Source organism: Burkholderia sp. BE17 (genome assembly GCF_009362305.1).
Lineage (GTDB): Bacteria > Pseudomonadota > Gammaproteobacteria > Burkholderiales > Burkholderiaceae > Burkholderia > Burkholderia pyrrocinia_C.
Map to the genome: position 1 here is coordinate 110227 of NZ_WHNU01000026.1, position 13796 is coordinate 124022.

Below are 13796 nucleotides of genomic sequence, written 5' to 3' on the forward strand. Positions count from 1 at the left end.
CGGCGTCATTCGACAGGCGGGACAATAGACGGCGCGTCGGCCGCGCACGTCCGCATGACGATCGCGCGCGGCAGCACGGATCCGGTTGTCGCGACAGGCTGGCCCACGAGCGTGGCCCGGCTTGCGCGTGCTCGCGACGGACGTTCCGGTCGGCGCCGCCGGATGGCGGCGCAGCATCGCCGATAGATTCGGCGATGACAAACCTGTCCGGCGACAGCGATTCGCGGCGGAAATCATGTCGTTACTCCATGGCTGGGGACCGCGCGCGGACCGTCTGTCTGCGCGGCGGATGATGGGAGGCAGTCTACGCGGGCGCCGACGCCATTTCCTGAAGCTGCGCTGAAACGTTCTGAACGCGCGCATGCTGCGTCCCGGCGCCAGCACACATGCGTCAGCGCGGCGTGCCGAGACCGAACGCCGCGGCAAGTTGCGGACCCTTGTCGAGCAACGAGGTCACTTCCTCTCGCCGCCGGGCCGACCATGACGCCAGGCGCGCGACGACGTCGGTCGCGTCCGCCGGCAGCGCTTCGGCGAGCGACACGGCATCGCTCGCCGCCTTCGACGTGCCGGATGCCGTATGGGGGCGCACGGTGCAGGCCGCGTCGCCGATCAGCGCGACGCGGCCGTCGACGAAGCCGGGGCTCAGTGCATCGAAAATCGCCTGGTTGAATGGCGCGCGCGTCGCGAGCACCAGTTGCGACAGGGAAGCAGGCAAGCGTTCGCCCGCGAGTTGCCGCAGCGTCGCGACGGTGTCGTCGGAAAGCTGCCCCGGATGCACGGACGCGTGATGGAGGTGACCGTGCCGATCCGTCAGGTGCCGGCGCAGCGCATCCGGATCGGCTTCGTTGCGATACCACAGCCAGTTGAAGCGGCGCGTGCCCGGCGCGAGCGAGCCGTCGAGCGCGGGAATCAGGAACGCCATGAACAGCTCGCCCGGCGCCTTGTGCAGCGTCATGTTCTCGACCAGCGACGCGATCGCCGCGGCGTCGAATTCGGCTTCGTCGACGATGCCGCGCCATGCGAGGTAGTCGGCAAACGACGGCGTATAGCCGGGGAAGAGGTGCGCGCGCAGGTTCGAGCCGGAGCCGTCGGCGGCAATCAGCACATCCGCGCGGATGCGTTCGTCGTCCAGGTGAACGTCGACACCGTCCGCGTTCTGGGTGAAGCCGGTGACCGTGCGGCCGTAACGGATGCGCCCGCGCGGCAGCGTCTCGCACAGCGAGCGGTAGACGGCGTCCCATGACGAGAACGGCAGCATTTCGGGTTCGTCCCGCGTGACGACGCCGTCGCGATCGATCCAGCGCCGCCGGTGCGTCGGCACGCTGATCATTTGGCGGCAATGCCGGCCATGCTGTTCGAGAAACGCCATCATGCGCCGCAGCACGGCCACGCCGCCGCCCTGGCCGCGCAGCGGGGACGGCGAGCGCTCGCAGACCATGACGTCGTGCCCGATGCAATCGAGCGTCAGCGCGGCCGCGAGGCCGGCGATCGATCCGCCTGCAATGACTATCTTCATCGTGCGTGATTCCCGTGTTCGGCCGGCGGCGTGCGTCGCCGGGCGGTGGTCGCGATGCGCGGCGTCGCATGCCGGCCCTCACCGGTTCGCCGGATGATGCCATGCCCGGCAACGGCCTGCGCCGACGGTGCAGACGTGGGTCGAAAACCGCCGTACGCTTGCTTGCCCGCTAGATTCCGAGCAGCTTGCCTGCATTGCCGCCGAGTATCATCGACCGCTGTTCCGCCGTCAGGTCGAGGCGCTCGAGAAAGCGGACCGGCTGCTCGTAGCCCATGTCGAAGCAGTAGTCGCTGCCGAGTACGAGCCGGTCGACCCCGACGTTCTCCATCAGGAAGTTCAGCACGGGCCCCGAATGGGACACCGTGTCGTAGCTGAAGCGCCGCAGATAACTGCTGGGCTTTTGCGCGAGCCGGCGTGTTTCGGGGCGGGCGGCCCAGCCCGCATCCAGGCGCCCGACGAGGATCGGCAGCGCGCCGCCCGCATGCGGCAACGTGACGTGCAGGTTCGGGTAGCGGTCGAGCACGCCGCCGAGTATCAGGTGCGAGCCCGCGATCGCCGTATCGAACGGATTGCCGAGCAGGTTGCTCAGGTAGAAATCGCCGAGCCGTGCGCCGCCTACCGTTTGCTGCGGATGCAGGAACACGGGCAGGCCCAGTTGCTCGATGCGCGCGAAGACCGGTGCGAACAGCGGATCGTCGAGATCGCGGTTGTCGATGTTGGTGCCCATGTACACGCCGCGCACGCCCGGCAACTGCGCAGCGCGCTCGAGTTCGTCGATCGCATCGGTCGCGTTCAGCATCGGCAGCGTCGCGAGGACGACGAAGCGCGTCGGGTGCCGCCGGTAGACGCGCGACGCAGCCGAATTCCAGTCGCGCGCGAGCTTCGCGTTGAACGGCCGGTCGCCCCAGTACGCCATCGGCACGCTGAGCGACAGCGCCTGGACGTCGACGCCGGACGCATCCATGTCCTTGAGTCGTGCGTCGACGTCGATGAACTTCATCGGCAGCGGCCCGAGGCCGCCGGCGGGCGTCCGGAACGTGAACGACGCATCGTCGCACGCGAACGAGCCGCCGAAGCGCTTGCCTTCGCCGCCGACCAGATCGCAAAAGCTTTCAGGGTAGTAGTGCGCATGGATGTCGATCGAGCGGGGCCGATGCCGCGGCACGGCGGTCGATGCGGCCGGTGCGCTCGCGGTTTCGGTAGCCGACGCGTGGCCGCCGGCGACGGCCGTGCCGGCGAGCGCGGCCAGCGCGCCGAGCAGGCGGCGCCGTGCCGGCGACATGCAGCAGGTGCAATTCAACATGGTGTCTCTCTTGGGGTATCGATTCTTCGGGGCGTGCGGCTCAGCCGCGTTGCGTCATGCCCATTTCGCATGCGACGAGCTGCGTGTCGAACTGCGCGCGCTCTCGTTGCGCACGGGCCGAGCGGTCGGTGATGGAGAACAGGACGACGCCGGCGAATGCGGCCGCCATCGAGAACAGTGCCGGATATTCGTACGGATAGACCGCGTGCGCATGACCGAGCACCTGCACCCAGACGGTCGGGCTCAGCACGGTCAGCGTGACGGCGGTGGCGAGCCCGGTCAGGCCGCCCAGTACCGCGCCGCGCGTCGTCAGGCCGCGCCAGTAGATCGAGAGCAGCAGCACGGGAAAGTTCGAACTCGCCGCGATCGAAAACGTGAGGCTGACGATGAACGCGATGTTCTGCTTCTCGAACGCGATGCCAAGCAGGATCGCGAGCACGCCGAGCGCTAGGGTCGTCCCGCGCGCCACGCGCATTTCCTCCTGATCGGAAGCGCGCCCGCGACGCAGCACGTTCGCATAAAGGTCGTGCGAGATCGCCGACGAACCCGCGAGCGTCAGCCCGGCGACCACGGCCAGGATGGTCGAGAATGCGACCGCGCAGATGAAGCCGAGAAACACGTTGCCGCCGACCGCATGTGCGAGGTGGACCGCCACCATGTTCGCGCCGCCCGCGATCGCGCCGGATGCGTCGCGGTATTGCGGGTCCGACGCGACGAGCGCGATGGTGCCGAAGCCGATGATGATGATCAACACATAACCGGCGCCGACGATGCCGGTCGCATAGAGGATGCTCTTGCGGGCGGCGTTGACGTCGCCGACCGTGAAGAAGCGCATCAGGATATGCGGCAGGCCTGCCGTGCCGAAGATCAGCGCGAGGCCGAGCGACACGGCCGAGACCGGATCGGATACCAGGCCGCCGGGGCGCATGATCGCCGCGTGTTTCGGGTGGACGAGAATCGCCTGCGCGAACAGCGCATCGAGGCTGAAGCCGAAACGGCTCAGCACCATGATCGCCATGAAGGCCGCGCCGGCGAGCAGCAGCACGGCCTTGATGATCTGGATCCAGGTCGTCGCCAGCATCCCGCCGAAGAACACGTAGACGACCATCAGCACGCCGACGAGCAGCACCGCGACCGTGTAGTTCAGGCCGAACAGCAGCTCGACCAGCTTGCCCGCGCCGACCATCTGCGACACGAGATACAGCAGCACGATGACGATCGAGCTCGACGCCGCGAATGCGCGGATCGGCCGTTGCCGGAGGCGATAGGACAAGACGTCGGCGAGCGTGTACTTGCCGAGGTTGCGCAGCGGCTCAGCGATCAGGAACAGGATGATCGGCCAGCTCGCGAGAAAGCCGACCGAATAGATCAGGCCGTCGTAGCCGCTCGTGAACACCAGCGCGGAGATGCCGAGCAGCGACGCCGCCGACATGTAGTCGCCGGCGATCGCCCAGCCGTTCTGGAACGCGGTGATCTTGCCGCCCGCGGCGTAGTGGTCGGCCACGCTGTTGTTCTTGCGCGCGGCCCAGCGCGTGATGAAAAGCGTCGACGCGACGAACAGCAGGAACATGCCGATCGCGACCGGATTGTGCCCGTGCGCCAGTGCCGCGGGGCCGGCCGCGAATGCCGGTGCCGAGTCGACCGTGGCGACGGCGACGACGGTGGCGATCGATGCGAGGAGCAGGCGTTTCATTGATCGCCTCCGTGACGAATGGACGCGACGATCGTGTCGTACTCCGAATTGGCCCGATACACGTAAAGCGCGACCAGCGCGAACGTGACGACGAACATGCCGAACCCGACCGGGATGCCCCACGGGGTCGGCCGGCCCGGCACGATCGGCTGTCCGAGCAGCGTCGGCGAAAACGCCAGCGTCAGGATGAACGCGAAATAGAGGGTGAGCATGACGAGCGTCAGCGACCAGGCGAACAGCCTTCTGCGCCTGACGAGATCGCGAAAGCGGGCATCGCGCAGCAGCGGATGCGTGGCCTGCGCCGGCGCGTCCAGGTCGGGCGCGGTGCCGGCGGTAGCCGGAATCGGGTGGTTCACGGTGTCTCCTTCTGGTTTGGGTATCCGGGCAGCGGGCGCCGCGCGTCTCGCACGCGGCGCCCGCCCGCGCTCAGAAATGCGGCGGAACGGCGGTTTCCCGCATCACGACTTCCGGCGTTCGATAGCGCTCGGCCATGGCGCGCTCGGTGTCGTTTTTCAGTTGCGCCTGCATGTAGGCGCCGAGGTGGCGCGCATGCTGCACGATCGCGGCGCCGAACGCCGTGCGCGTTTCGCTGTATTCGCACAGTGCGTCGAGCGTGTCGGTGCGCGTGGCGAGTGCCGTGACGAGCGCGAGCGCATCGCCGGCGGCTTTCGTGACGCCCATCCCGCAATGCGGCCGCGCGACGAACGCGGCATCGCCGAGCAGCGCGATCCGGCCGAACGCCATGTTCGGCACTTCGAGGTCGTAAATCGGCTGGAACAGCGGCTGCGTCGCACGCGCCACGACCTCGGCGAACTGCGGCGCAAGCAGCGCGTGAGCCGCGTCTTCCATGTCGTCGAGAACTTCGCGGCGGATCAGCGTCGGCGGAATGCCGCCCACCCACAGCTTGCCGGTCTCGTCGGTCAGCAGGTTCGGCAGGTCGGTGTCTTCGCGGGTCGCGCGATACCAGACGAAGTTGTAGCGGCGCTCGCCGGGTTTCGTGCTGTTGCCCCGGCCGGCGACCGGATAACCGAGAATCTGCTCGTGCGGCGGCAGGCCGAACGCGAATTTTCCGAACAGCGTCGCGTGGGTCGCGTCCGACAGGCCGGCTTCGTCGACCAGCCCGCGCCACGCGACGTAGCCCGCGTACTGCAACTGCGCATCCGGCAGGAATTTCTCGCGGATCGCGGAACGGAATCCGTCGGCCGCGATGACGAGATCGGCGTGCACGACCGAGCCGTCGGACAACGTGACCGATGCGCGATCCGCTCCGTCCGCGACATCGGTGACGACGGCGCCCGAATGGTAATGCTGGTCGGGCAGTGCCGCGCGCAGCACGTGGTACATCTTGCTCCACGCGGTGAGCGTCTGCGGCAGCCCGCGTTCCGACGCCACGCTGCCGTCCCTGGCCAGCGTGATGCGCGATTCGACTTTCACGCCGATCGATTCGTCGATGCGCACGCCCGCGGCGTGCATCACGTGGAACAGTTCCGGGTGCGTGACGATGCCGGCGCCGCGGCCCGAGAGCGCCTCGGGCACGCGTTCTAACACGTCCACGTCCCAGCCGTTGCGCAGCAGGAGATTCGCGGCGAACAGCCCGCCCAGCGAGCCGCCGATGATGGCGGCCTTGCGGTTCGTCGAAGTGCTGTCGTTCATGTCAGTCTCCGTGGGTGTGGCCGGCCGAGGCCGCGGCGGGAAGTGCCAGGCCGGCGACCTCGGCGGCAGGGTAGTTGAGCTCGATCGTCACGCCGGACGGATCCTCGATGAAGACCTGGTGCAGCCCGAGGCTCGGCACCGTGCGGTCGCGCCACGCGATGCCTTCCGCGCGCAGCGTGTTCCACATCGCTTCGACGCCGGTCGCGAGGAATGCGATGTGGTCGACGGTGCCGGTGCCCGTTGCGGGCAGGTCCTTGTCGCCGAGATAGGCCGCGAGCCCGTCGGGGTTGGCCGGATCGACGCCGATGATGTGGACCGTGCCGTAATCGGCTTCGTCGCCGCCCTTGTAGAGCCACGCGCCGGGAAAGTCGAACGGCGGGCGATAGCCGCGCTTGAAGCCGAGCACACGTTCGTAGAAGCGGCACGATTTCTCGAGATCGAGCGTGCGGATCGAGTAGTGCGCGAGTCTGGAGACTGGCATGGAAGACTCCTTGTTTATCGATAGATAAGTTATCGTTCGATAAACTATAGCCGAAACGATCGGCATGACAAAGGCGCGATCGAACGGTGTTAACCCTCGGTCCGGAAAGGTGCCGGATCGATGTCGACAGGTGGGGGCGACGGGCGGCCCGTCGTGGGACACGGGCGCGCGCGGGCGCCGGATCCCGGCGCGCGGCGCGTTACGACGCGATCTCGCCGGCCATCACGTCGTCCGCATAGCACCAGACCCAGCGCTCGCCGGGTTCGATCGAACGCGCGAGCGGGTGGCCGGTTTCGTGAAAATGCCGGCTCGCGTGGCGATTCGGCGACGAGTCGCAACAGCCGACGTGCCCGCATGTCAGGCACAGGCGCAAATGCACCCACTGGCTGCCGGACTTCACGCATTCCTCGCAGTAGTCCTTGTCGGTGGTCAGGATGCGTGCTTCGCCGAGATGGGTGCAGGTCGTGGTCATCGTCCGCTCCGATGCCGGCGCCGGGATCGCTCGCAGCGCGGCCGGCGCGAAGCTGCAAGCGGGGTTGGATACGGTGCATTGTGGACGGCCGTGTCGGGAGCGGACCTTAATTCTTATGAAGCATGTCAACCCGGGCCGCGGGCGGACGTACAGTCGCAAGTGCGCCCGGCGCGAGGTCCGGGCGAGATTCGACACGACGGCCACCGGGAGGCGCTCATGACTCAGCCGCAGCATGTCAAGGTAATCGGTTTGCCGAACAGCAAGGAGGCCTATGCAATCCGCGACTTCCTGAAGCGCGGCGTGATCGAGTACGAATGGTGCGAGCTGACGTCCGACACCGATTGCGCGCGCGAGCTGGGCATCGCGCCGCTGCGCGATATCCGGCTGCCGGTCGTCATTTTCCCGGACGGTTCGCGCATCTACCAGCCGACGCTGCCGGAGATCGCCGCAAAGCTCGGCTGGGTCGCCCGGCCGCGCTTCATCGAGTACGACGTATCGATTTACGGCGCCGGTCCCGCCGGCCTGTCGGCGGCCGTCTACGCGGCGTCGGAAGGGCTGCGCGCCGTCGTGATCGAACGCGATGCGATCGGCGGGCAGGCGGGAACGAGTTCGCTGATCGAGAATTACATGGGGTTCCCGGACGGCATTCCGGGCGCCGAGCTGGCCGAGCGCGCGCGCCAGCAGGCGGTCAAGTTCGGCGTCGAGCTGCTGACGATGCGCGAGGGCGTGCACGCGACGTTCGTCGACGGCAAGATTCGCGTCGACCTGGCCGACGGCTCGATCCTGACCGCGCGCTCGAACATCTGCGCGACCGGGATCGAATACCGCAGTCTCGGCCTGCCCGACGAACAGAAGTTTCTCAACGCCGGCCTGTTCTACGGCGCGGGGTCGAGCGAAGCGCCGATGTGCGAAGGCAAGCACGTGTTCATCGTCGGCGGCGGCAATTCGGCGGGGCAGGCCGCGATGAACTTCGCGCGGCACGCGCGTGCAGTCACGATGATCGTCAGGGGCGCGTCGCTGGCGGCGACGCTGTCGCGCTACCTGATCGACCGGATCGAGCGCATGCCGAACGTGACGGTGCGGTACGGCTCGACCGTCGACGCGCTGCACGGCGACGGCCGGCTCGAAGCGATCGTGCTGCGTTCGGAGGATGGCGCACGCGACGTGCTGCCGGCCACGCACCTGTTCGTCTGCATCGGCGGTGCGCCGAATACCGAATGGGCCCGGGATACGAACATCATTCGCAATCCTGGCGGTTATCTGGTGACCGGCAGCGACCTGTACGACTGCCCGGCGTTCGAGCGCGTGTGGCCGCTCGAGCGTCGGCCCTACTATCTGGAAACGAGCGTGCCCGGCTCGTTCGCGGCGGGCGACGTCCGGTCGGGTTCGGTCAAGCGGGTGGCGTCGGCGGTCGGCGAAGGGGCGATGGCCGTGACGTTCGTGCACCGGTTCCTCGGCGAAGACGCGCATCGGTCGGGCGGCACCTGAGCCGCGACGAAAAGCGGGTTGCGCGCCGTGCTCGCCCCACGGGTCAACCTGTCGTCGAAATCGGCAGCCGGAACGTCAGCACGGTGCCGCCCTCGTCGCGCGACGCGGCTTCGAGCATGCCGCCATGCGCTTCGACGATCGAGCGGCAGATCGCCAGGCCCATCCCCATGCCGTGCGATTTCGTCGTGAAGAACGGATCGAAGATCCGGTTCGCGATGTCGGCATCGATGCCGGCGCCGCGGTCGGCAACGGAGACGACCGCGTAACCGTCGCCGGCCTGCGACGCGATCTCGAGTTCGCACGTTGTGGCCAGCCCGTCCATCGCGTCGAGCGCGTTGGTGACGAGGTTCAGGATCACCTGCTGGATCTGGGTGCGATCGGCCATCACGCGGATGTCGCTGCAATGCAGGTCGACCTGCAGCGCGACCTGCTTCGCGTCGATTTCGGTCGCGGTGAGGTGCAGCATGTCGCGAATCAGGTTGTCGATTGCGAGCGGCGCCAGCGCGGGCGGCGCCTGGCGGGCGAGCGATCGCAACGCGCGGACGATGTCGGCCGCCCGCACGCCGGACGCACGGATGTCCTCGAGGCTCGCGAGCGCTTCGCCGAGATCGGGTTGAGTGCCGCGCAGCCAGCGCATGCAGGCGCCGACGCTCGACACGATGCTCGTCAGCGGCTGATTGATCTCATGCGCGATCGACGCGGCCAGTTCGCCCATCACCGTCGTGTGAGCGGTGCGCGCGAGCTCGGTCCGCGCATGCCGCAGCGCGGCCTCGGTCTCGAGCCGGCGCGCGCTCTCGTCGATCAGTTCCGCATAGAGCCGCGCGGATTCGAGCGCATTGGCCGCTTGCGGCGCGAGCACTTCCAGCATCGCGATGCGCCGCGGCGAAAACACGCCGTTGCTCAGCGCATTCTCGAGATACAGCACGCCGATCAGCGCTCCCTGCTTCAACAACGGCAGGCAGAACAGCGAGCGCGTCGGGTGCGCGCGCAGGCTGTCGGCATGGTCGGGCACGCCTTCGCGCTGCGCGTTCGCGAACACGACCGGCTTGCGGGTCCGGGCGACGGTGTTCAGGATCGACAGCGGGACATCCCGCTCGGTGGGTTCGCTGCGGGCAATTTCGACGATCACGTCGCTGCCGACGGTTCGCGCGGCCGCCTCGATCGTCAGCCGGTCTTGCCGGGCGAGCAGCAGCAGGCCGTAGCCCGCGCCGGCATACACGATCATGTTGCGCATCAGCGTCTGGATCAGGCGCTCCAGCACGATTTCTTCCGACAGCGAGTGCGCCGCGCGCATCGCGAGCGCGAAATCGAGATCTTCGCGCGCGGGCATGGCCGGGCCGCCCGGCGACGGGTCCATCACGAGGAACGGATGCTGCACTTCCATCGCCTGCGCCTTGCCGGCCGCGCCCCAGCGCCGGTAGCACGCATGAGCGAGCCGCAACTGATGGCGGGCCTGGCCGGTGAGCCCGAGCGACGTGGCGTGATGCGCGGCCAGTTCGTGCGCGAGCGCCTGTTCGTGCACGAACCCCTGCTCCGCCGCGAGGCTGGCCGAGGCTTCGTACTGTTGCATCGCGACGATATGCTCGCCGCGCACGCGCGCGAACTCGGCATCGACCAGCGCGAGCTTGTTGCGGAACGTTGCCGGATTGCGTTCGCTCCACGCGGCGAAGCGGGCGCGCTGCGGCGCATGGCGTTCGAGCAGCCGCTCGGGCGGCGTGGCGCCGCGGTCGCTCGCGATGCCGGCCAGCACGCCGAACAGGTGGAAGTCGGACAGCATGATGTGCGCGGGCGTCGACCATGCGCTCGATGCGGCCGCATCGAGCGACGCACGCGCCGCGTCCGCGTCGCCGAAGATGAATGCCGCCTGGCCGGCGAGCACGTCGGTCCAGAACTGCAGCACCGACATCGGCGTCTTCGTCGATGCACGGCCGCGCCAGGTGCCGATCGGCCGGTCGTAGCCGAGCTGCAGCGCGTCGACGAATTCCGACTGCGTGGAAACGAGGTCGACGATGTCGTCGTAGCGTGCGCCGCGTGCGATCTGCAGCAGCGGATCGATTTCGTGGCGGATCGTCGGCAGTGCTTCGCCCATCGACAGCAGATCGCTGACGATGTGGTTGCAGCTGTAGCACATCCAGCGCAGCTCGGCGCTTGCGTTGCCCGCCGCTTTCGCATCGCGCGCGCGCTCGAGCGCGTACGACAGCGGCTGGGTCCAGACGCTTACCTGGTCGAGCGCGATCAGCGTCGCGGAGCGGTAGCGCTCGAAGCCGTGGCGATCGACCAGCGCGAGCGCGACCTTCGCGAACTCGAGGCCGTCTTCATACGCGTCGTGATGCCCGGCAATGCTGACGCCGTACCACGCGAGCCCCTGCACCGACGCGGCGGTGACGCCGTGGCGCAGGGTCAGCCGGACCATCGTCGCGAAATGCAGCAGCATCAGCCCGCCGCTCGGATAGAACATCGCGGCTTCGAGCGCGGTCAGCAGCGCCATCGTGGCTTCGACGCGTGTGTCGGTCATCACGGGCAGGTCGACGAGTTCGCGGATGGCGCGGCCATCGAGCGCATCGTGCACGGCGTCGCAGGCCGCCGCGAGATCGGCCTCGGCCGGCTCGGCCGGCAGTTCCACGCCGAGCAGCGCCAGCCCGGCCAGCGCGACGTCGACGGCCTGCCGGTAGTGCGACTCCACCGTGAGCTGCGCGGCCTTCAGCCGATGGGCCTCGGCGCGATCTGCCGGCGTGCGCGATCGCGCCATGAGTTCGTCGATCGCGTCGGATGCCTGCGCGGTTTCGCCGGTCGCGAGCAACAGGCCGCTGCGCAGGATGGCGATCCGGCTCGCGAGACCGTAGTGCTGCGACCATGCGTGAGGACCGAGCAGCGCTTGCGCGGTCGCGAGAAACGACAACCCGCGATCGCGCGCGGCGACGATCGCCGCGGCCTCGGCCGCCGCGACCAGCGCATCCACGAATGCGAGCGCGAGCGCGTCGTCGAGCGGTGCGCTTTTCGCCTGCTCGATCTGGGCGGCGAGTTCCAGCAGGGATTCGGTCGACCGCGCGTCCGCGCGCGCGAGCATCGCGGCGGCGATCCGCGCGTGGCGCAGCGCGCGCTCCGCCCGCCCGGTGACCGCGTAGATGGCCTCGAGGATGCGGTCGTGCACGAAGCGCCAGCGGTTTCCGGAGAGCGACACGAGGCCCGCCTGGCGCGCGGGGTCGAACCAGAAGCGGAGTTCGGCCCAGGTCTTGCCGGCGGCGGCGCACAACAGCGCTTCGTCGGCATCGGTGCCGATACAGGCCAGCAGCGACAGCAGCGTTCTCGATTCATGCGGCAGCCGCTGCATCCGGATCGCGAGCAGGCTCACGACGTTCTCGGTCGGGCGGCGCGCGTCGATGGCGGCCGCGTCCCACTGCCACATGTGTCGCGCCGGGTCGTAGCCGAGCAGCCGCTCGTCGATCAGCGTGCGCAGCAACTGCTGGATGTAGAACGGATTGCCGCCCGTCCTGCGGTGAACGATGTCGCCGATCCCGGCCAGCCGGTCCGGCGGCTCCCCGAGCATGCCGGCCAGCATGCGCGTGACGTCGGGGGCGTCGAGCGGCGCCAGCGTCAGGGCCGACACGCGGGTGGGGTCGAGCTGCCGCAGGAAGCGGCGGAATGCCGCCGGGTGGTCGTGCTGCGGCTGGCTTCGATAACTGGCGACGACGCAGATATTGGCCGGTGGATCGACCGCGATCGATGCGAGGAACGCGAGCGTCGCGTCGTCGGCCCACTGGATGTCATCCAGCGCCATGACGAGCGGTTCGGCCGGCGCCGCGAACGCACGGAAGGCATTCACGACCATCTGGCATAGATGAAATTCCGGAATCGCATCGGTATGGTCGAACGCGACGGGCTCGACATCGAGCAGCCACGCAATCTCCGGGAAGAGGCCGGACAGCAGGTTGGCCTGGCGGCCCACGCAGTCGCGCAGCCGCGCGGCGATCGCCGCGATTTCGTCGTCGTGCCTGGCCAGCGCGCTGCCGAACAGCGCGCGCAAGGCCTGCAGCACGGGCGCGTAGGGCCGGGCGGGCTGGAACTGATCGACCTTCGCCGACGTGCACCAGGCCGTGCGCGATGCCGCTCGCGCATGGCGCATGAAGTCCTCCGCCAGCGCGGTCTTGCCGACGCCGGCCGGCCCGTCGATCAGCACGATGGCCGTCTCGCCGGTTCGCGAGACGGCCGCCAGCACCGCCTCCAGCCGGCGGGATTCGGCTTCACGGCCGACCAGCAGGTCGGGCGCGTGCAACCCGGCGAGCGGATCGCTGCCGCCGAGCGCGAACGGCTCGACGCGGCCTGCCGCCAGCCAGTCGCGCAGGATACGTTCGAGATCGTGCTGCACCGTTTCGCAGGACGGGTAGCGATCGGCAGGTTCCTTGGCGATCAGTTTCAGGATCAGGTCGTTCAGGACGGCAGGCAGGTCGTCGCGAAAGGCCGTGGCCGGCGACGGCTGCATGGCGACGTGCGCGTGGACCCATTCGGACGTCGACGTGGCCTTGTAAGGCATCGCGCCCGTCAGCAGGCGGAACAGCGTGATGCCGAACGCGTACAGGTCGGAGCGCTCGTCGACGGATGAGCCTTCGGAGACTTCGGGCGCCGCGTAGGCAGCGAAATCGGTGCGCATCGTGCTCGCCGCGGCGCGTTCCGTGCGGCGGTCCCACGCATGGGCGAACGAGCGGAGCATGATCGTGCCGTCCGGTGCGATGACGAAACTGGCCGGTTGCAGATCGCCATGCAGCCAGCCGCGCCGATGAAGCTCCCCGAGCGTGCGCATGGCCTGGATCGTCGCGTCGAGAAAGACGTCGAGCGGCATCTGCCCGTCCGCCAGCGTGTCGAACGCACACACGTCCGGGCGAGGATAGACGAGCACCGGGCCGTCCGCGGCGCGGATCAGCGCAACCGGCATGAGCGCCCACGCCGGTTCCAGCGCTTCGTTCAATGCGTATTCGCGCTCGAATTGCCGGCAGCGCTGGTCGGATTCCCACCCGGTCTGGCACGCGGACCACACGCACCCCGTCCCGGCGTCGGTCAGGTCGAACCACAGCACGTCGCCCGAGCGCACCGCATTCGACAGGCGGGCGCGCGCCAGCCAGTCAGCATCCATTCGCTTCGTGTCGTCCGGGTCGCGCAGGGGTTGGTTCACGGTGGGGGCAGGCAGGGTGGAGC

At 68.6% G+C, this 13796-nt stretch carries 9 protein-coding genes; 1 reads left to right on the forward strand and 8 read right to left on the reverse strand.

Annotation, left to right across the window (positions count from 1 at the left end):
- Window positions 1–391: 391 nt before the first annotated feature.
- The 7 genes from GD429_RS22645 to GD429_RS22675 all read right to left on the reverse strand — a co-directional run bounded on the left by GD429_RS22645 (window position 392) and on the right by GD429_RS22675 (window position 7118).
- Window positions 392–1516 carry an FAD-dependent monooxygenase gene (locus GD429_RS22645; protein WP_152860074.1) on the reverse strand — a complete coding sequence of 375 codons (1125 nt, stop codon included), beginning with the start codon at window positions 1514–1516 and terminating at the stop codon, window positions 392–394.
- Window positions 1517–1685: 169 nt separating this feature from the next.
- Window positions 1686–2819, reverse strand: coding sequence for an amidohydrolase family protein (locus GD429_RS22650; protein WP_152860076.1), 1134 nt, complete (start codon window positions 2817–2819; stop codon window positions 1686–1688).
- A 40-nt stretch (window positions 2820–2859) separates the two neighbouring features.
- Window positions 2860–4512, reverse strand: a complete 1653-nt coding sequence (locus GD429_RS22655) for a cation acetate symporter (RefSeq protein WP_152860077.1) — start codon at window positions 4510–4512, stop codon at window positions 2860–2862.
- Window positions 4509–4868, reverse strand: coding sequence for a DUF485 domain-containing protein (locus tag GD429_RS22660; protein WP_321574794.1), 360 nt, complete (start codon window positions 4866–4868; stop codon window positions 4509–4511). The genes GD429_RS22655 and GD429_RS22660 overlap by 4 nt, the downstream gene beginning before the upstream one ends.
- Before the next feature lie 70 nt (window positions 4869–4938).
- Complete coding sequence (locus GD429_RS22665; RefSeq protein WP_152860079.1) at window positions 4939–6165, reverse strand: FAD binding domain-containing protein; 1227 nt, start codon at window positions 6163–6165, stop codon at window positions 4939–4941.
- Between the two features lies 1 nt (window position 6166).
- Window positions 6167–6646, reverse strand: a complete 480-nt coding sequence (locus tag GD429_RS22670; protein ID WP_152860081.1) for a VOC family protein — start codon at window positions 6644–6646, stop codon at window positions 6167–6169.
- Between the two features lie 199 nt (window positions 6647–6845).
- Complete coding sequence (locus tag GD429_RS22675) at window positions 6846–7118, reverse strand: ubiquitin carboxyl-terminal hydrolase 14 (RefSeq protein ID WP_034184373.1); 273 nt, start codon at window positions 7116–7118, stop codon at window positions 6846–6848.
- A 216-nt stretch (window positions 7119–7334) separates the two neighbouring features.
- Between GD429_RS22675 and GD429_RS22680 the strand changes: the two genes are divergently transcribed.
- The gene (locus GD429_RS22680) at window positions 7335–8606 is read left to right on the forward strand and encodes an NAD(P)/FAD-dependent oxidoreductase (protein ID WP_152860083.1); all 1272 of its coding nucleotides are present in this window, start codon (window positions 7335–7337) and stop codon (window positions 8604–8606) included.
- Window positions 8607–8649: 43 nt separating this feature from the next.
- Here the strand turns inward: GD429_RS22680 and GD429_RS22685 are convergent, their stop codons facing one another.
- Window positions 8650–13734, reverse strand: a complete 5085-nt coding sequence (locus GD429_RS22685; protein ID WP_152860085.1) for an AAA family ATPase — start codon at window positions 13732–13734, stop codon at window positions 8650–8652.
- Window positions 13735–13796: the final 62 nt, after the last annotated feature.